Raw genomic sequence first — 18805 nt, forward strand, 5'->3', positions numbered from 1 at the left:
TGACCAAGATATTTCGTGATTCTGTGGAATTTTGGTATTTTATTTTGTATCTTTCGATATTCTTATAAAAGTTGAGATGCGCTTATGCTCCTCAAAGGAACTATCCTGCGTAACCGCTACCAAATCATCAGACATCTTGGAAGTGGAGGTTTTGCAGACACTTACTTGTCAGAAGACAGAGATTTACCTGGTCATCCGCAGTGTGTAGTCAAAAACCTCAAACCAACAAGCCCCGATCCAGCAGTTTTACCAATTGCTAGACGTTTATTTGAAACGGAAGCACAAGTACTCTATCTGTTAGGTCAACATGAACAAATTCCCAAGTTGTTTGCTCACTTTGAAGAAAATGGTGAATTTTATTTAGTTCAAGAATTTATTGATGGTTATGATCTAACCGCAGAATTAGCTCCTGGCAAGCGGTTTAGTGAACAAGAAGTAATTAAATTGTTACAGAATATTCTCGAAGTCTTGGTGGTTGTCCATCAAAAAAATATTATCCACCGAGATATCAAACCCCAAAATATTATGCGTCGTCGATATGATGAAAAAATTGTGTTGATTGATTTTGGGGCAGTTAAAGAAATTGGCAGTTTAGCAGTGAATACTCAAGGTCAGGTGAAGTCTACCATTACCATTGGTACTCCCGGTTATATGCCAAATGAGCAAGCTAATCGTGACCCTAAATTATCAAGCGATATCTATGCAGTGGGTATGATTGGTATCCAAGCTCTCACAGGTTTGTTACCACAACAATTACTCCAAGACCCAACAACAGGTGAACTAAATTGGCGTAATTATGTACAGGTGAGTAATAAGCTGGCAGATGTTCTCACTAAAATGATACATTACCACTTCAGCCAGCGTTACCAATCTGCATATGAGGCTTTACAAGCTATAAAAGCTTTGGCACCAAAAGCGCAAACTACAGAGCTTAGCACATCTTCCATTCTGAGAATGCCACAAATTCCTAGATCATTAATACAGCCGATTTTAATCGGAATAGGAGGATTAGCAATAGGAATAATTGCTACTTTTACTCTGATAAATCGTCCTCAATCTGCAACAGTGCAACCTGCAACAACTCCTGCAACTCAATCGCCAATTGCAAGTTCTCCGGCATCAACTGCGACACAATCTCAGGAGACAAAACCTGAACCGACAGACTTGGGTGAACCAAAAGATTCGGGGAGTATCTCAGCAAAACCTGTTAACTTTGCGATCGCACCAAAATTTGATGGTGCTGGTCTTTTTTCTGAAGGTCTAGCGGAAGTAAGAGTTAATGGCAAATGGGGCTATATTGACAAAACTGGCACAATCGTTATTCAACCAAAATTCGACGAGACTCAAGCTTTTTCTGAAGGATTAGCAATTGTTTGGATTGCTGGTGAGAACACTGGTTATATAGATAAAACTGGAAACTATGTAATCGATCCGCGATTTGCTAAAGGTTCTACTGGAAAGTTTTCTGAAGGATTAGCACGCCTATGCTTGGCCAGCACTTGCGGTTATATCAACAAAACAGAATTCGTCATTGACCGGAAATTTCTTGCTGGTGGCGACTTTTCTGAAGGATTAGCCGCAATCAAGGATGGTGACAAGTGGGGCTATATTGACAAGACTGGCAGCGCTGTCATCAAGCCAAAATTTGATAATGCTGGTAACTTTTATGAAGGGTTAGCCGTAGTCAAGATTGGTGATAAATGGGGTTATATTGACAAAACTGGCAACGTTGTCATCAAGCCACAATTTGATGATAAAGGTTATTCTTCGTTTTCCGAAGGGTTAGCTGTAGTCAAGATTGGTGATAAATGGGGTTATATTGACAAAACTGGTAACGTTGTCATCAAGCCGCTATTTGATGACGCTTTTGATTTTGCTCAAGGGTTAGCAAGGATACAGAGTGGCGAAAAGTTCGGCTTTATTGACAAAACTGGTAACGTTGTCATCAAACCACAATTTGATAATGCTGGTAGCTTTTTCGAGGGATTAGCAAGAGTAAAGAGTGGTGACAAGTGGGGTTATATTGACAAAACTGGCAAAGTTATAATCGAACCACAATTTGATGATGCTGGATATTTTTCTGAAGGATTAGTGTGGGTAACAAGTGGCAACAAAAGTGGTTATATTACTAATCCCTTAAAGTAATTCACTGATTACGATCCTACCGCTTGGAGTGCGTTGAGGATTTCCCTTTGCATCTAAATATCGCTGAGGTGCGATCGCCAATAATTCCAGTATTCTTTGAGCTTGTTGTTTGCTAGTGCTAGATTGCGTCATCGTTTTTATTCCCAATATCAAAGAGACGATCGCAGCGATCGCCCCCGCATCCACCAAGCCAATCCACTCATCAGCACTACTCCCATCACACCCTGTAAAGGATTATTATTCACACCAGTAACCCAATCAGGAACCCTACCAGAATATTTAATTAATTCTCCAACATTAATCATGTAATAACCCCAAACTATCCCACCATGAAAACCCATTGGTAAACCCAAACGCCCATGACGCCAACGCTTTGCCCATACCTGCGTTAACCCCAACATTAATAAGGCGGGAAATTGCGGTAGTGTATGAATAATTGCTTCCAAGGGTTTAATAAAATGCAATAACGCAAATGCAACAGCATCTGTCCATAATGCCACACCTGGCTTATAGTCGCGTTGCAACTCATCCAATAACCAACCTCGGAATAATAATTCCTCTGCAAATCCAATCCCTAAACCAACAACTAATCCTTCTAAAACTATTCTGACAAAAAAAACTTTTGGTTGCTGCCACACCAGCCAACCAAAAAAACCTTCAATGCTAAAAAGTATCAGAATATTAATTACTCCCATTGCCAAACCACGCAGCCAATCTACTCGATTTTGTCGCGTGTTTTCTAAACCGTAATACTGCAATATCTTTGGCTGTTGATAAACATATCTGCCCCATAGCTTGAGTAAAAAAATAAACTCAACATATAGCAACACTATTGTCAATATACTTACTAAATTAGAATCACGTACTAGTAAGTAAATAGGTGCGGCTAAAGGCAACCATAGCAGTAATAAAACAGCAATAAAAAAACCCAACCTAATAGGGGCAGGGCGTTGGGCTAAACGGATAAAATTTATTTTCATGTTGAGTCAGCAGTCAATTGTTGGTTGTCAGTTGTTAGTTGTTGTTCTCATTACCAATGACTAATAACTAATAACTATTCATCAGGTTCAATAGTGCTGCTCAAGCCATGACTTTTCAATGTTTCGCTGTAGAACTCAGCATGTTCTTGAGCGCAAGTGATGACTAAAGCCATCCCATTTGTATGGGCTTCCATCATAATACTAACAGCTTGGGGCTGGGTAAGGCTCGGCACAGTGGTGATTAGTACCTGCACCACGTACTCCATAGAGTTGTGGTCATCGTTATGGAGCAAAACGCGATACCGAGGCGCGAGCTTACGGGAAGTGGAACTTTTTTCAATGGTTTCAACTGACACGGCTCTTTGCCCTTTTCTCGTTGATTCACTACAACATGGTTTTTGTTGAGCGATCGCTTAACAGTTATTTACCTATCTTATAGTATTTTTGTTGAAATACTGTGACAGGGAAAACTTTTGCTGCCAAAAGAGCTAAAAGCAGCAGTCTTGTGCCGTTTCGCTTTAAAGTTGGTACGAGTACGTGGCAGAGAGTAGGGGGAAAGAATTAGAAACAATTATTTGTATCAAGTATTTCAAGAAATGGTATTAGGATACTGTCGGCACAGAAATAGCTTCTATTCTCCAGCAGATTTGCTGAGTATAAGTATTCTCAATCTTAAAATAAGATTAAGCTGCAAAAACTATCTGCCACTAACCGAACTGCATAATCATGAACATTAGCCTAGACTTTCAACCAGGACAAATCGTGTCTTTAGAGCATGGCGACAAGTATCTGTATGCAGAAGTTATTCAAATCATAGTTTCCCGTCAGGTGTGCTGGGTGCGTCCTTTACTGCTGGCTACCTACACCAAAGAACCACCCTTAATTACCGACTTGCGAGATGCATCTGACTTACTTTGGCCAATAAATTTATTTCGCCCAGCTTTAGACACAGAAGTAATTACTCTATTTAGCCAGGTTTTAGCCAAAGAACCCAAAAATGAACCTGACTCAGATGCGAAGCAGCAACTTCATCAATTTATTCATCAGATGTGGCAAACATATCAAGAGGGAGTAGGGAGTAGGGAGTAGGGAATTGGGAATTGGGAAATTGTAATTATCTTTCTCCCTCATCTCCCTCATCTCCCTCATCTCCCCCATCTCCCTCATCTCCCCCATCTTTCCCCACTCCCCTGCTCATCCATAACGAATCCCGGCGTCTCTCATGCGTTGAATGGCTTCGCGCAACCGCTCATCAGGAATAGTTAAAGCAATGCGGAAAAAGCCTTCTCCGGCTGCACCGTAACCATTCCCTGGAGGCACAAGAATACCACATTTGTCAAGTAGCAGCGCTGCAAATTCTGTTGAGGAGTATCCAGGAGGGACGGGTGTCCAAACGTAGAGGGTGGCTTTTGGAGGCTGAAGTGGCCAACCTAGAGATTGCAGTCCCTCAACAATGATGTCACGGCGATTTTGATAGACTGAAATCACAGTTTGGAGTTCTGCATCACTGCTATGAGAATAAGCTGCGATCGCACAGGCTTGAATTGCTTTAAATACTCCAGAATCAACATTAGTTTTTACCTGTGCTAAACCTTTAATTCCGATAGCATTACCAGCTACAAAACCAATTCGCCAACCTGTCATATTGTACGACTTAGACAAACTGTGAAACTCAATCGCGACATCTTTGGCCCCTGCAACTTGTAATACACTTGGCGGCTTGTAGCCATCATATGCCATTTCTGAATATGCATGGTCATGACATAACAAAATATCGTATCGCTTGCAGAAAGCCACCAATTCCTCAAAAAACTCTAGCGTTGCCAACGCCCCAGTAGGATTATTAGGATAGTTAATCCACAACAGTTTTGCTTTATGTGCAACTTCTTGAGGAATTGCACTCAAATCAGGTAAAAAGTTGTTTTCTGCCTTCAGAGGCATAGGAAAACACTCGCCACCAGCGAAGATAGTTGAGGTTCGATACACAGGATAACCAGGATCTGGTATCAGCGTATAGTCACCAGCTTCCACAAAAGCTAAGAAAGTATTGTGAATTGCTTCTTTTGAACCAATAGAAGAAACAATCTCTGTGTTTGGGTCTAATCCAGCCACCCCAAACCGACATTGCATCCACTTGGCAGCAGCTTCCCGAAATTCTTGTGTACCTTGGTAAGGTGGATAATTGTGGGTGGAAGCGTCATCAACAGCTTCATGCATTACCTGAATGATCCACTCAGGAGTTGGTTTATCCGGATCGCCAACTGCCATGTTGATGATATCAACTCCCTTCGCAACGAGTTCATTCCGTTTGCGGTTGATCTCAGCAAACAGATAGGGAGGAATTTTTTCTAGGCGTTTAGCGAACTGCATGGATATTAATTACTAATGCACAATATTAATGCTCATTAGCACAGTTTACACTAACTTAGAGACCACAGCGCTTTTCCAGCAGAAGTAGTTCGCGTAGCGTCCCGCAGGGAAGTGTCGAAACCCGGCAATCGAGGTGAGGTTTAATTTAGTTCTTCTACTTATCAGTACACTTGGAAGCTATAATGCCTTTATCAAAACTTATCTTAATACTATAGAAAAATTTGATTGTTTTAGTCTTTATTCAATTAACTTAATACAATTAAAAAAGTCTCAATACTAGATTAATTGCACCACTATCCAAGGCTAGGAACTAACTGAATTCGACCTGCATCCATCTCGGCCATCAATAATTCTAAGGCTTCATAGTCAACGTCTGATATGTAACCTAATTCTGTTAACTCTGAGTTAATTTCATTTTCTATCTCAGGAGTTAATTTTTTAATGTCAAGGGCTTTTTCTACTAATTGACGAATAGCGTATTTAGCTCTCATAAGTAATAAACCAAATATATATGATCCTAATTATCTTGGATGAAGTCAGGCATGATTAGTGATCTAAACAGCAACAAGTCAGTGATCCAGATCACAAACTAGGTAGAAAGACTGTGACCTATCACCTTGCCATACACCACAGGTAGTTTTGAGATTGATCTTTATTTACTTAAAGCTGACTGTTATCTAAAATCAGCCTTGTTTCCGTAAACTAAGCAAGCTCGATCAGCATAGTTACGGATGACTTATTTACTCTTTTGCTGTCTATGTTGATTGTTTTTGAACTTAGATAAAAAAAAAGTATATATAAATACATTTTAATCTGCTTTTATAACAATCTTTAATAGCAATGCACAAGCAATAAAGATTCAGCAAAGAGATTTAATACGTGTGGTCGATGCTATAACAAACAGATTATGTTCAAATAAACCTCAGATAGACGCTTCAACAACTCTCATAGGATATCATTATGCAAGCAGTGCTTCATTATCCCAAAGTTAAGATTACTCGTCTCCAAGGTAGCCTAAATGCCGCAAATGCTTTGGAATTTGAGCGAGATCTCACCACAGCATTAGCTCAAGATGAGATTTCCATTTTTGTAGCAGATTTAGCAGCAGTAGAATCCATAGACAGTGCAGGCTTAATGGCATTGGTATCTGTACTCAAGCTAGCCGGAAATTTAGGTAGAAGTTTCCGGCTTTGCTCTATTTCACCATCAATTAGAATTATTTTTGAACTCACGCAACTCGATAGTGTATTTGAAATCTTTGAAAGCGAAAGCGAAGCTGAGCAAGCAGTATAACTTCCTTAACAAAGAGTGACACTAGCGCCAAACTGAAGGTGTAATCAGATTTTGTGTAAAAAAGTTCTAAGTTAGAACCTTTAACTCTCATAGAAGACTTAGATCAATGCTAATGTTGGAGGTGATTAGCTGTAATTAAGTAGCTAAGAGATAGCACAGTGGCTGTTGCAGTTGAAAAATTAATTACGTCGGAAATTTTCAAGCCAGCGCGTTATCTAGGTAACGAAGGCTTAGCGGTACATAAACCTTGGGATGCAGCGACAATACGTTGGGTATTGACCTACCCAGAAGTATATGAAGTTGGTGCATCTAATTTAGGGCATGTGATCTTATACAACATTTTGAACGCCCAACCACGGCAATTATGCGATCGCGCTTACCTGCCAGGCTCAGACCTAGCAGCCAAACTACGGCAAACAAATACACCCTTGTTTGCCGTAGAATCAAAGCGATCGCTTACAGACTTTGACATTTTGGGCTTTAGCCTCAGTTACGAACTCGGAGCCACCAACATCCTAGAAATGTTGGATCTAGCCGGAATTCCTCTAACGTGGCGAGAAAGGCAGGGAGGCAGGGGAGCAGGGGAGGCAGGGGGAAAAATAACTCAACTCCCCAATTCCCATACTTCGACTCCGCTCAGTACAAGTTCCCCATATCCCCTAATTTTCGCAGGTGGACAAACAGCGACATCAAACCCTGAACCATACGCTGATTTCTTCGACTTTTTTGCTTTGGGAGATGGCGAAGAACTCCTACCAGAGATCGGTTTGGTTTTGGAAGAAGGCAAACAAGCAAGGTTGAGCCGAGAACAACTGTTATTGGATTTGGCACAAATACCAGGTGTATATGTCCCCCAATTTTACGATATGGCGGAGGACGGTTCAGTACATCCGCTGCGCCCAGATGTACCAAAACGCATTCTTCGGCGGGTAGCAACTCCCATCCCGGCTTATTCCATTGGGTTAGTGCCTTACATGGAAACCGTGCATGACCGATTGACGATTGAAATTCGGCGCGGTTGTACTCGTGGCTGTCGCTTTTGTCAACCGGGAATGCTCACTCGGCCAGCACGGGATGTAGAACCTGATCTAGTTGTAGAAGCAATTGAAGCAGGAATGCGAGCGACTGGTTACAATGAATTTTCCCTGCTTTCTTTGAGTTGTTCTGATTATTTATCTCTGCCAGCGGTAGGGATGGAAATTAAAAATCGCTTGAAAAATGAAAATATTACTCTGTCTCTCCCTAGCCAACGGGTAGACAGGTTTGATGAGAATATTGCTCACATCCTTGGTGGTACGCGACAAGGTGGACTAACTTTTGCTCCCGAAGCCGGTACTCAGCGGATGCGGGATATTGTCAACAAAGGTTTGACAAATGAAGAATTGTTGCGGGGTGTAAAAACTGCTTGGGAACAAGGCTGGGATAAAATCAAGTTGTATTTTATGATCGGCTTACCCGGTGAGACAGATGCTGATATTTTGGGCATCGCCGAAACAGTCAGCTGGCTGCAAAGGCAATGTCGAGCCAAAGGTAGAAAACCCCTCAACTTTAACCTGACGATTTCTAACTTTACGCCCAAACCCCATACACCCTTTCAATGGCACTCAGTTTCTACCGCTGAATTTAAACGCAAGCAAAACTTGCTGCGTCAAGAGTTCCGCCGGATTAGGGGAGTGAAGGTGAATTTTACTGATGTCCGCCTTTCGGCAATGGAGGATTTTATCGGCCGAGGCGATCGCACTCTTGGTAAAGTATTACATCGTGCTTGGGAATTAGGCGCAGGTATGGATTCGTGGTATGACAATTTAGACAAAGCTTTTAGCGCTTGGGGGTCAGCGATCGCCGAAGCAGGTCTAGATTGGAAATACCGCCAAGTGGAAAATGGTGAGTGGAATTTGTTTCAGAAAGAAGACACAGAGACAGGAGGACACGGAGACGCAAAGACACGGAGACACGGAGACACAAACACAAACATCCCCGCGTCCCCCTTCGGGTTCGCAGTCGCCTACGGAGAGAAACCCTCCTGCAGCGCTGTCTCACCGCGTCCCCTCGTCCCCGCGTCCTCCACTCCCCACTCCCCATTACCCCTAATCCCCACTCCCCACTCCCCACTCCCCACTCCCCACTCCCTAGACACTCACCTCCCCTGGGATCATATTGATACAGGAATTGACAAAAAATGGCTGCAAGAAGACCTACAACGCGCCCTAGCAGCGGCAATAGTGCCAGACTGCTCTTTTGAGGGTTGTTCTCACTGTGGGGTTTGTGGTATTGACTTTGGTCACAATATTGTGATTGAACCACCTATAATTCCCGAATTTGCTGGTGAGTTTGTTCCCAACACCACCAAAGCACAACGGCTACGTGTCTGGTTTGGTAAACAAGGTGATATGGCCTTAGTAAGTCACCTCGATTTGATCCGCCTGTTTGACAGAGTTGTGCGACGAGCAGGTTTACCAGTTGCTTTTACAGGTGGGTTTCATCCCACTCCACGGATCTCTATTGCTAGCGCTTTGGCTTTGGGAGCTACTAGCAGCGGTGAAATTGTGGATTTTGAGTTAACTGTGCCCATGGCAGTTGATGACTTCCAAAGAAAGTTAGCTGACGAGTTGCCCACAGATATACCCATATACCATGCAGTAGAACTGGATTTAAAAGCTAGTGCCGCTAATCAAGCAATGGAGGCTGCGGAATATATAATTACCGTAGCCAGATCACAAGCAACAACACCCATCCAATGGCAAGACTGGATTGATGCCATCAAAGCCAAAGATGAACTGTGGTACGAGCAAACTACAAAGTCAGGTAAGACTCAGTTAATAAATCTGCGCGATCGCTTGTTTGAACTAGAATTATTAGAAACCCACAGCAACACACTAGATTCTACATCTGTGATGCGTTATGTGGGTAGCTATCGTCATGATGGTGTGCTGTTGCGTCCCGAACAAATCATGTTTATGCTGGAAACAGTGGCTAGTGTAGAATTTCTACTTTTACACATCCATCGCAATCGGCTAATTTTAGGAGTATAATTCCAAAAAGGTAACTTGCTAGTAGTTGCCCCAACACAGCACATCACAAAAATTGATTTTTAGCAAGGTTGCGTTAGAATGGGATGAAGAGAAATTTTCTGGCGCTGCATTGAATTAGCTGGTTCACCACCCCCTTATTTAGGGGTCGAAAGCAAAGATATTAGAGTGCAACTTCTAGGATGTTATCCCAGACAAACTCAGGCAGATTAAAGAACACTCTCTATAGATACTTTGTGAATCAGTAATTAACACAAGCTCCGTCGGCTTCTCTAACACTATGCTTTTTAAAACAACTGCTGAATGCCCAATCTATAGTAGTGATGAAGAATGAATACTGAGGCAGCCTAGCGTTGCTTTGGTTGTAAGGTGAAAGCAGGTGGCGTTACTGAGTACAATCCGCAGGATGACTCTAGGGGATAGAAAACAGAAATAGTTTCTTTTTCTTAACGACTCGGGTCGGTTACTCTCAAATTCATCATCCTGACTCAAAAACTCACCCACTCACGCCAGTTGGCTCCAATTAGGGAACCGATCAACAAATCAGTGAACAGTGAACAGTGAACAGTTACCAGTTTTTTCATCGGGAATCAGAGTCCCTCACTTGTATTAAGTGGCACACTTGAGTTATGGTCTAAGTCCTCAACTCAAACTTTTATAACTGAATAATTGATAACTGTTTTTATGCAACTGACTCCTCAGAATTTTTCCATCAAAACTCCCTGTAGCGAGGGGACGGTATCACAAATCAACCAAAGACGGTTGATTTAATTGCTGAGACAATATGCTGAATTTCTGGAATAATCAGGCGTGTGAACGCAATTCCCCAGTCAATAGCTCTTTAACTTTGAGCCTAAATTCATCATTTTTATTACTAGTAGCGCCTTTTGAGGCTTGCAGGGGCAAGAGGCATAATAAACCTCCAAGTCTGTTGGTGCTACCAATTTTTGAGGAAATTGAATGCCAAAACAAATTATCATAGCGGAGCAGCATCAAATTGCTGCTGTCTTTTCTGAAGATCAAATTCAAGAACTTGTTGTTGCCACAGGTCATCACCAAATTGGTGATATTTACTTAGGTGTAGTAGAAAATGTATTACCTGGGATAGATGCGGCTTTTGTCAATATTGGTGACCCAGAGCGTAACGGTTTTATTCATGTCACTGACTTGGGGCCATTAAGGCTAAAGCGTACAGCAGCGGCGATTACTGAACTATTAACACCGCAGCAAAAAGTTTTAGTCCAGGTGATGAAAGAGCCAACAGGAACCAAAGGCCCAAGGCTTACAGGTAATATCACCTTGCCGGGGCGTTATGTAGTACTAATGCCCTATGGCAGAGGTGTAAATTTATCTCGTCGAATAAAAAGTGAAAGCGAGCGTAACCGCTTGCGGGCGTTAGCGATTTTGATCAAACCGGCGGGAATGGGTTTGCTAGTGCGTACAGAAGCAGAAGGCAAACCAGAAGAAGCGATCATGGAAGATTTGGAATTGCTACAGAAGCAATGGGAAGCAATTCAGCAGGAAGCACATTCTACCCGTGCCCCAGCATTACTTAATCGCGATGATGACTTTATCCAGCGGGTATTGCGCGATATGTATGGTGCAGATGTGAATCGGATTGTCGTAGATTCCAGCACCGGATTGAAGCGAGTTAAACAGTACTTGCAGAACTGGAGTGGTGGGCAAACACCGCAGGGATTGTTAATTGACCATCACCGCGATCGCTCGCCGATTTTAGAATACTTCCGCATCAATGCCGCAATTCGAGAAGCTCTCAAACCCAGAGTAGATTTACCATCAGGCGGCTACATCATTATTGAACCAACCGAAGCATTAACAGTAATCGATGTCAACTCCGGCTCATTCACGCGATCGGCGACAGCCAGAGAGACAGTTCTGTGGACAAACTGCGAAGCTGCAACAGAAATCGCTCGCCAAATGCGTCTGCGAAATATCGCCGGGGTGATTGTCGTTGATTTTATTGATATGGAATCACGGCGCGATCAACTCCACGTCCTCGAACACTTTAACAAAGCCCTCAAAGCAGATAAAGCCCGTCCTCAAATAGCCCAACTCACCGAACTGGGTTTAGTAGAACTGACTCGTAAGCGTCAAGGTCAAAATATTTACGAATTGTTTGGTGAAACTTGTCCCACTTGTGGCGGATTAGGGCATACTGTACGCTTACCTGGAGAACACGAAAGCCGATTACCAACACCAGCAGAAATACCAGAGCGTTTTGTACCTCTCCCCAGCAGAGAACCACGTCCACTGACTGCCCGAATCACAGAACCAAGAGAAACCTACGAAGGATTTGGGGAAGGATTCGATGGTGAATCGGAAATGGGTGCTTTAAATTTAATTAATCATCCTAGCTATCAAGAACTTGGCGATCACAACAAGCGTCGTACCCGCACTCGCCGAAATCGCATCGGCATCAATGGAACTAATGGGAAAGATGAAACCAGAACTGCTGCCAATCCCCTAGCTTTTGTTAATGATCCAGATCTAGACTTGGATGGCGAAGCAGAACTAGAAGCACCAGAAATTCCATCACCCAGCATTGGTAAATCAGGTTGGAGTGAGAGAGCAGAGCGCACTAAAATTACTAAAGTGGAGCCAGTCAAGCCAGTGGTAGAACCACCGGAGATTGTCTCTGTAGAAATGACACGAGATGAGCAAGATGTTTTCGCTTTGATGGGAGTCTCCCCGTTGGTGCGTTTGAATCGGGAAGTCAAAAATTCTAAATCTGTGATTATTAACGTCACTCTGCCAGGACAGCCACCGATGACATCAACGGAATCAACTTTAGATGTAACTCCCACTCCCATTGAAAAAATAACACCTGAAGTTAGTGCGAGTAAAATGCCTACTCTCAAAGTTGAGTTAGAAGAAAAATCCTTGCCGCCAGAAACTACTGAGCTATCAGGATTTAGCGAAATTGCGGAGGAAAGTGAAGCCATGAGTACCGCCGCCGCTAATCGTCGTCGCCGACGTCGTTCTTCGGCCACGGATACATCGACTGATGAAAGCTAATTCAACTTATGGCAGACACAGAACAAACTGCTACTATTCGTTCGCCAACATGTTTAGGTGAACAGAATTGGTTAGAGTTATCCACCATGTCGGGCATTCAAGGGTTGATCGCAGGTGTAGATGAAGTAGGGCGAGGTGCGCTATTTGGCCCTGTGGTTGCAGCGGCAGTCATACTACCAGATCATGCATTACCAAAACTGATAGCAGCGGAAATTAAAGATAGTAAAAAGCTCTCTAGTTCACGCAGAACTCAGCTAGCGCAGCAAATTAGTCTGCTGGCTGTAGATTGGAAAATTGGCTTTGCTTCCACTGCGGAAATTGACCGGATGAATATTTTACAGGCAACACTGTTGGCAATGAAGCGAGCCGTGTTGAAGCTGAAAGTACAACCAAAAATCTGCTTGATTGATGGTAATCAGTTAGTCAAAGATCTGCCGTTGCCGCAACAAACAATAGTCAAAGGGGATGAGCGATCGCTTGCTATTGCTTCTGCCAGTATCGTAGCCAAAGTTTGGCGTGACGAACTGGTGTTGCGTTTAGCCACAAAATACCCTATGTACGATTTGGTTCATAATAAAGGTTATGGTAGCCAGCGGCATTTGCTGGCTCTCCAACAATACGGCTCCTCACCCCTGCATCGCAAGTCTTTTCGTCCTTGTCAAATCACTACTGAGTGTTCAAGCGCGGTAGCGGAACGTTGAGCCGCGTGCTGAGTGCTGAGTAGGTTTTAATTTACTCAGTACTCAAGGAACTATAAAAATATTTCTTCCCTACTCCCTATTCCATATTGAGGATTGGGAAATCAGTACTCTCATTGTCAAAACCTTGCTCTGTAGTTTGCGATATTACCCAGTGGCGATAATCGGCTAAAAGCTGATGTAGTAATCGTTGCTTAACTGTTAACAGCACACTCTTGAGTAAGCCATTGCCAGTGGCTTCTAAAATTGGCTTGGGAGTAAAAGAAAATGGTGGAGGCAAATCCACCTGTACCTCTAAATCGGCTCTCCCTTGCAGCCGAGTCCCAGTGCTGAGTTGATAAGGAGACAAATGTCCTTTTAAATCTAAAGCAAAGCGCTGGTTAATATACTCGAAACCAAGAATTTCACAACTTAGCGATCGCAAATAGATTATGCCATTTGATTCTGCCCAGACTTTCATGTCTACAGTAGGCTGGATACTTAGTGACATAAAGGCCATAGGACGCATTTTCAAGCGAAATACTTCCTCTGAAAGTTGCTGAATGCGGCTATTATCTACCAATGTCTTAACTAGCCGTTGAGGCTGACGCAAGTAGTGCTGAATAGGAATAGGCTGCTGGGGGACAGCGATTTCCACCGATTGGGAGGCAGTAAACTTGGTAGCCATGAGTTGTGGGAAGTAATTGTTTTAATAATTCTATTATTAATTAATTTATTGTGCTTACTAAACTTGATTTAGTAAAAATCAGACATACCCCATTTTGTTGATCTGAGAAATCTATATTTAGTTATAATTGTTTCTCATCATTACGATAGAAAAAAAATACATTTAATATTTCTAAAAAAGGATAATTATATATCAAAAAGTTGCCCAAATTATGTATTAAATGAAAAACCGCTCTCATATACTACTACTATTGCTATGGTTAGTCATTGGCGCTAGTTTGCGCTTGTGGCGTTTGGCATCTTTACCCCCTTGGACTGATGAGTGTGCCACGATAGTTTTTAGTTTGGGTAATAGTTTTCGTTCAATCCCACTCAATCAAATTATGAGTGCAGATGTTCTGTTGCAACCACTGCAACCTACACCCGGAACTGGAATTAGCGCAGTAATTGAGCGCTTATTTGCCGAAAGTACTCATCCTCCGGTTTATTTTGCACTAGCACATTTGTGGATGAAAATGTTTTCGTCTTCAGGGGAATTAGCTTCAATTTGGGTGGCGCGATCGCTTAGTGCTTTGTTTGGTGTAGCAGCAATTCCCGCCATGTTTGGCTTTGGCTACTTAGCTTTTCGTTCTCATGTAGTAGCCCAAATGGCAGCAGCAATCATGGCAATTTCGCCCTATGCCGTTTTTTTAGGTAGAGAAGCACGTCATTACACTTTAGCAATTTTGCTAGTGATGGCTTCTGTGTGCTGCCTAGTCAAAGCTATTGAGATCATCTATCGTCGGCAACTGCTACCCATGTGGCTGGTATTAGCTTGGGTGGCAATCAACAGCTTAGGGGTAGCAACCCATTATTTTTTCACACTGAGTTTGTGCGCTCAAGGCTTTGTATTGCTGGGGCAAATTTGGCAACAGCGCCGAACTAATTCTGTGTCAGCTAATTGGTGGCGCATGTTGATAATTGTCATGGGTAGCTTGGTTGGATGTTTGATTTGGATACCCACTGTGCAAAAGATTCCTGGCAATGAACTTACAACCTGGGTGGCAACTAGCAATCTCCATCTCAGATGGATAGAACCGCTAGGACGGCTATTGCTTTGGGTGATGAGTATGTTATTGCTACTGCCTTCAGCACTCACTAGCTTACCTTTGGCGATTGTGGTTGTTTCTGGTATGGTAACTTTGCTGTTTTTGGTTTGGAGTTTACCAAAACTCAATTATGGGCTGAAAATCCAGCAGCAAGACTCTAATGCTCGTCTTGCTATTGGGGTATTAAGTGGGTATGTTTTTGGGGCGATCGCATTGTGCTTGGGTTTTACCTATGGTTTGGGAAAAGACTTAACTTTGGCTGCTCGTTTTCAATTTATCTTGGCACCAGTAGTAATTTTACTGATTGGGGCTGCCTTAGCAGGCTGTTGGCAACGAATAAAGCATACAGAGCAGAAATTCTCACCCTTAATCAATGGGAAAGTAGCAGTCAGTATAATTTGGCTGATGGCAACGCTTGGAGGAGTAACAGCAGCTGGGAATCTAGGCTATCTACAAAATCAACGCCCAGATATCCTAGCTTCGATCATTCAAAAAGCATCTCCAGGAAATGTACTAATTGCTACTACTCACAAGCATCATGGGCAAACTGGCAGAATGATGGGGTTAGCTTGGGAGTTCCCACACCAACCTACTCAAAATTTGCAATTTTTTCTGGCTCGCCAAGATCTGGCAGATAATACTTATACCCAAGCAATGCAAGTGTTACAGCAACAACTAACCACAATTCCCAGACCTTTAGACTTATGGTTGGTTGAATTTCGGACTCGTGTCGATTTGGCATCTCAAGGCTGTTTCTTCGATCCGCAAGTCGGAAAGTCTGCTGGTGAATATAGTTACAAGTTATATCGTTGTAATGCTAAAACAAACGGTACGTAACCAAAATAATCAAATTCAAGCAAAATTACGCCTGATGTGAAATATAAAAATCAATCCTACATCAAGGATTTTGCGCTTTGTAGAGACGCGCTTTTGAAGCGTCTCTACACCAAGAATACAGGGTTTCAGCCTCTAATTCACATTAAACGTAAATTATGAAATAACAGGTGAATTCATCTCCGATATAGTCTATATAAATGTGATGTAGGGTGCGTTGTCGCCCATTGGTGTCAACTTAAGCTAGAAATAGCTTCGGTGTTGGCTTCCTCACCCGCCAAGAAATAAATTTCTTGGCTAATAGCTCAAGTCTACTGAAGTAGACTCAAAATCTTGGGGGATATTCAGTCATCTTGAGATGACTTTTGCTATCAGCAAGGAACTTCAGTTTCTTGCGGGACATCGGTTCTACGTTAACTTGACACCAATGGTTGTCGCTAAGCGCCGCACCTCGAATTCAAGCCTGTTCCCTGTTCCCTGCTATATCTAATAACTAAATGCTATGACCATATCCATTGCCCATTTAGGGCCTCCTGGCACTTACGCAGAACAAGCAGCAGCTTTTTATGTCAATTGGCTGAGCAAAAATAGGCAAGTCGAAGCAATCTTGTGCCCTCATCCCACTATTGCCCAGTCATTGCAAGCTGTTGCTGCGGGAGCATCGCAGTTGGCTGTCGTGCCTGTAGAAAATTCTATTGAAGGAAGTGTAACTATGACAATGGATACACTGTGGCAATTGGACAATTTGCAAATTCAATTGGCTTTGGTGATGCCTATTGTCCATACGCTAATTTCTTATGCACCTAGCTTGGATGAAATTAAAACTGTTTACTCTCATCCGCAAGCTTTAGCACAATGTCAAGGTTGGCTAGAGCGGTTTCTGCCAAGTGTGCAGCTAATTCCAGGCAATTCTACAACTGAAATCCTACAGCAACTCGAACAAGAGGTGACAATAGCAGCGATCGCATCAGGTAGAGCAGCTCAACTATACAACCTTCCCATACTTGCTAGCGGTATTAATGACCACCCCGAAAACTGTACTCGCTTTTGGGTGGTAAGTCAGAGTCAAATAGATACAGCTAACCCCTTCTTAACAGCAAGTAAAAGTCATACTTCACTAGCTTTTAGTTTGCCTGCTAATATGCCTGGAGCGCTAGTTAAACCTCTGCAAATATTCGCTCAACGAGAAATCAATCTGAGTCGAATTGAGTCTCGCCCAACGAAGCGATCGCTAGGGGAATACTTATTTTTTATTGACTTAGAAGCTGATGTCAATGAAGCACAAATGCAATCTGCCCTAGATGAATTAACTACCTATACAGAAGTCTTAAAAATCTTTGGTAGTTACAATGTTTTGTCAATTAGCGCATCTAGTTCTTTGTCATTTGAGAACACAAATTACTCATAACTTCTGATTAAAAGTATCTTTGAGAACAGCGCGAGCTGCCAAATGATTACGAGTAGAAGTTAAAATTTCTGCTTCTCTTTCCAAACGAGCGATCGTATCTTGCATTTCTAGCAATGACTGCTGCTCAGTGGCAACTCCATAAAGATTGCTCGCTACCCAATAGGATAACTCTGTTGGCAAGTCGGGTAAATCTTCTGGTAGTTCGATGTTTTGTTCAGTTAATTTCGCCGACAAACGCACGACATCTCGCAGCAGTTGCTCTACTTCTGAGGCTAAAGGACGCAAATCTTTAATTGGTGGATGGTCTTCGATCCACTCTACTAAGCCTACACAGTAGGGCTTTTCGCGGACATATTCTAGTACACGAAACCTTTGTTGTCCCAGGGTCAACATCTTCATGCGGTCATCTGGTAGCCGCTGATGATGAACAATTTCAGCACAGCAGCCAACATTTGCAATCGTTCCCTTAACCGGATCAACCATTAGCACGCCAAACCTGCGATCGCTTTCCAAGATCGTGTTCATCATGATTCGGTAGCGAAATTCAAAGATATGCAACGGTAATGGTCTGGTAGGGAAAAGAACTACTTCGGATAACGGGAACAGAGGTAGCTCGCGAACTGCAATTTTAGAAGAGGATGCCATTGTTACCTTTTAGTATAAATTTAATCTTTAAAAATTCTTTTTCTCTGCTTTTCCCGTACTTTGTCTACATTCTATCATTTGTTTTATTGCTAATAAAAAGCCCTGAGATATATTTCTTCAGGGTCAGGTAAATATTAATACTAATGTCATTTGTCCTCTCTTACAAAGTTCTGAACCGAGGAAACCTCTGTTCAGACTTTGCGCTTTGAGCTTTATCTGTTTTCAAGTGTAAATGAATGACTAATGACTAGTGACAAATTACAGTTTTACTTCAATATCTACACCCGATGGTAGATCCAGTTTCATCAAAGCATCAATAGTTTTAGAAGAAGGCTGATAGATATCAATAATTCGGCGATGGGTACGGGTTTCAAAATGTTCTCGCGAATCTTTATCGACGTGAGGCGATCGCAGTACACAATAAATCCGCCGTTTTGTTGGTAAAGGAATTGGCCCTATGGCTGTAGCGTTAGTACGGTTAGCTGTGTCTACAATCTTTTCGCAAGATGTATCTAATAAGCGTCGGTCAAAAGCTTGTAAGCGAATTCTAATCTTTTGCTGCTGTAGGGTTGCCATCTTTGATTTTCTAGGTTCGGATTAACTAGGGGACTAG

Annotated in this window: 16 protein-coding genes; 8 read left to right on the forward strand and 8 right to left on the reverse strand. The window is 42.6% G+C overall.

Annotation, left to right across the window (positions count from 1 at the left end):
* Nucleotides 1-84 precede the first annotated feature (84 nt).
* Nucleotides 85-2145, forward strand: a complete 2061-nt coding sequence (locus AC5JMF_RS30285; protein WP_495799407.1) for a WG repeat-containing protein — start codon at nucleotides 85-87, stop codon at nucleotides 2143-2145.
* Here AC5JMF_RS30285 and AC5JMF_RS30290 read toward each other — a convergent pair.
* From AC5JMF_RS30290 to clpS, 3 genes are all read right to left on the reverse strand, one after another.
* Complete coding sequence (locus tag AC5JMF_RS30290) at nucleotides 2137-2334, reverse strand: hypothetical protein (protein WP_495799448.1); 198 nt, start codon at nucleotides 2332-2334, stop codon at nucleotides 2137-2139. The genes AC5JMF_RS30285 and AC5JMF_RS30290 overlap by 9 nt on opposite strands.
* A complete protein-coding gene (locus AC5JMF_RS30295) occupies nucleotides 2295-3125 on the reverse strand; it encodes a CPBP family intramembrane glutamic endopeptidase (RefSeq protein WP_495799408.1) in 831 nt (276 codons plus the stop codon). The genes AC5JMF_RS30290 and AC5JMF_RS30295 overlap by 40 nt, the downstream gene beginning before the upstream one ends.
* Nucleotides 3126-3199: 74 nt before the next feature.
* Nucleotides 3200-3481 carry an ATP-dependent Clp protease adapter ClpS gene (clpS, locus tag AC5JMF_RS30300; RefSeq protein ID WP_495799409.1) on the reverse strand — a complete coding sequence of 94 codons (282 nt, stop codon included), beginning with the start codon at nucleotides 3479-3481 and terminating at the stop codon, nucleotides 3200-3202.
* A gap of 370 nt (nucleotides 3482-3851) precedes the next feature.
* On the opposite strand from clpS, the gene AC5JMF_RS30305 reads away from it, so the two are divergent.
* Nucleotides 3852-4214, forward strand: coding sequence for a hypothetical protein (locus AC5JMF_RS30305; RefSeq protein WP_495799410.1), 363 nt, complete (start codon nucleotides 3852-3854; stop codon nucleotides 4212-4214).
* Nucleotides 4215-4319: 105 nt separating this feature from the next.
* On the opposite strand, the gene AC5JMF_RS30310 is transcribed toward AC5JMF_RS30305, so the two are convergent.
* Complete coding sequence (locus AC5JMF_RS30310) at nucleotides 4320-5495, reverse strand: pyridoxal phosphate-dependent aminotransferase (protein ID WP_495799411.1); 1176 nt, start codon at nucleotides 5493-5495, stop codon at nucleotides 4320-4322.
* Between the two features lie 293 nt (nucleotides 5496-5788).
* Nucleotides 5789-5986 carry a hypothetical protein gene (locus AC5JMF_RS30315; RefSeq protein ID WP_495799412.1) on the reverse strand — a complete coding sequence of 66 codons (198 nt, stop codon included), beginning with the start codon at nucleotides 5984-5986 and terminating at the stop codon, nucleotides 5789-5791.
* A 469-nt stretch (nucleotides 5987-6455) separates the two neighbouring features.
* On the opposite strand from AC5JMF_RS30315, the gene AC5JMF_RS30320 reads away from it, so the two are divergent.
* The 4 genes from AC5JMF_RS30320 (at nucleotide 6456) to AC5JMF_RS30335 (ending at nucleotide 13554) form a co-directional block, all read left to right on the forward strand.
* Nucleotides 6456-6788: an STAS domain-containing protein gene (locus AC5JMF_RS30320; RefSeq protein ID WP_495799413.1), complete on the forward strand. Its 333-nt coding sequence runs from the start codon at nucleotides 6456-6458 to the stop codon at nucleotides 6786-6788.
* 158 nt (nucleotides 6789-6946) lie between these two features.
* Entirely contained in the window at nucleotides 6947-9820 is a 2874-nt protein-coding gene (locus tag AC5JMF_RS30325; RefSeq protein WP_495799414.1) for a TIGR03936 family radical SAM-associated protein, read from the forward strand.
* A gap of 957 nt (nucleotides 9821-10777) precedes the next feature.
* Nucleotides 10778-12853 carry a ribonuclease E gene (gene rne, locus AC5JMF_RS30330; RefSeq protein ID WP_495799415.1) on the forward strand — a complete coding sequence of 692 codons (2076 nt, stop codon included), beginning with the start codon at nucleotides 10778-10780 and terminating at the stop codon, nucleotides 12851-12853.
* A gap of 8 nt (nucleotides 12854-12861) precedes the next feature.
* On the forward strand, nucleotides 12862-13554 hold the full coding sequence (locus tag AC5JMF_RS30335; RefSeq protein WP_495799416.1) for a ribonuclease HII: 693 nt from the start codon (nucleotides 12862-12864) through the stop codon (nucleotides 13552-13554).
* 76 nt (nucleotides 13555-13630) lie between these two features.
* Here the strand turns inward: AC5JMF_RS30335 and AC5JMF_RS30340 are convergent, their stop codons facing one another.
* Nucleotides 13631-14218: a DUF1997 domain-containing protein gene (locus AC5JMF_RS30340; RefSeq protein ID WP_495799417.1), complete on the reverse strand. Its 588-nt coding sequence runs from the start codon at nucleotides 14216-14218 to the stop codon at nucleotides 13631-13633.
* Nucleotides 14219-14438: 220 nt separating this feature from the next.
* Here AC5JMF_RS30340 and AC5JMF_RS30345 point away from each other — a divergent pair, with 220 nt between their 5' ends.
* Nucleotides 14439-16142 (forward strand): glycosyltransferase family 39 protein, encoded by a 1704-nt coding sequence (locus AC5JMF_RS30345; RefSeq protein ID WP_495799418.1) that lies wholly within the window; start codon nucleotides 14439-14441, stop codon nucleotides 16140-16142.
* Nucleotides 16143-16641: 499 nt separating this feature from the next.
* The gene (pheA, locus tag AC5JMF_RS30350) at nucleotides 16642-17547 is read left to right on the forward strand and encodes a prephenate dehydratase (protein WP_495799419.1); all 906 of its coding nucleotides are present in this window, start codon (nucleotides 16642-16644) and stop codon (nucleotides 17545-17547) included.
* Here pheA and AC5JMF_RS30355 read toward each other — a convergent pair.
* On the reverse strand, nucleotides 17542-18192 hold the full coding sequence (locus AC5JMF_RS30355) for an LON peptidase substrate-binding domain-containing protein (protein WP_495799420.1): 651 nt from the start codon (nucleotides 18190-18192) through the stop codon (nucleotides 17542-17544). The two genes, pheA and AC5JMF_RS30355, sit on opposite strands and share 6 nt — an antisense overlap.
* A 258-nt stretch (nucleotides 18193-18450) precedes the next feature.
* Nucleotides 18451-18768, reverse strand: a complete 318-nt coding sequence (gene rpsJ / locus AC5JMF_RS30360; RefSeq protein WP_008232935.1) for a 30S ribosomal protein S10 — start codon at nucleotides 18766-18768, stop codon at nucleotides 18451-18453.
* Nucleotides 18769-18805 lie beyond the last annotated feature (37 nt).

This window comes from Desmonostoc vinosum, from assembly GCF_059505385.1.

Excerpts from the sequence above, each read along its gene's own strand:
- AC5JMF_RS30320 (WP_495799413.1), top strand. The coding sequence starts at position 6,456 with ATGCAAGCAGTGCTTCATTATCCCAAAGTTAAGATTACTCGTCTCCAA.
- AC5JMF_RS30355 (WP_495799420.1), bottom strand. The coding sequence starts at position 18,192 with ATGGCATCCTCTTCTAAAATTGCAGTTCGCGAGCTACCTCTGTTCCCG.
- AC5JMF_RS30310 (WP_495799411.1), bottom strand. The coding sequence starts at position 5,495 with ATGCAGTTCGCTAAACGCCTAGAAAAAATTCCTCCCTATCTGTTTGCT.
- AC5JMF_RS30295 (WP_495799408.1), bottom strand. The coding sequence starts at position 3,125 with ATGAAAATAAATTTTATCCGTTTAGCCCAACGCCCTGCCCCTATTAGG.
- AC5JMF_RS30345 (WP_495799418.1), top strand. The coding sequence starts at position 14,439 with ATGAAAAACCGCTCTCATATACTACTACTATTGCTATGGTTAGTCATT.
- AC5JMF_RS30285 (WP_495799407.1), top strand. The coding sequence starts at position 85 with ATGCTCCTCAAAGGAACTATCCTGCGTAACCGCTACCAAATCATCAGA.
- AC5JMF_RS30340 (WP_495799417.1), bottom strand. The coding sequence starts at position 14,218 with ATGGCTACCAAGTTTACTGCCTCCCAATCGGTGGAAATCGCTGTCCCC.
- rne (WP_495799415.1), top strand. The coding sequence starts at position 10,778 with ATGCCAAAACAAATTATCATAGCGGAGCAGCATCAAATTGCTGCTGTC.
- AC5JMF_RS30305 (WP_495799410.1), top strand. The coding sequence starts at position 3,852 with ATGAACATTAGCCTAGACTTTCAACCAGGACAAATCGTGTCTTTAGAG.
- pheA (WP_495799419.1), top strand. The coding sequence starts at position 16,642 with ATGACCATATCCATTGCCCATTTAGGGCCTCCTGGCACTTACGCAGAA.
- AC5JMF_RS30335 (WP_495799416.1), top strand. The coding sequence starts at position 12,862 with ATGGCAGACACAGAACAAACTGCTACTATTCGTTCGCCAACATGTTTA.
- AC5JMF_RS30315 (WP_495799412.1), bottom strand. The coding sequence starts at position 5,986 with ATGAGAGCTAAATACGCTATTCGTCAATTAGTAGAAAAAGCCCTTGAC.
- rpsJ (WP_008232935.1), bottom strand. The coding sequence starts at position 18,768 with ATGGCAACCCTACAGCAGCAAAAGATTAGAATTCGCTTACAAGCTTTT.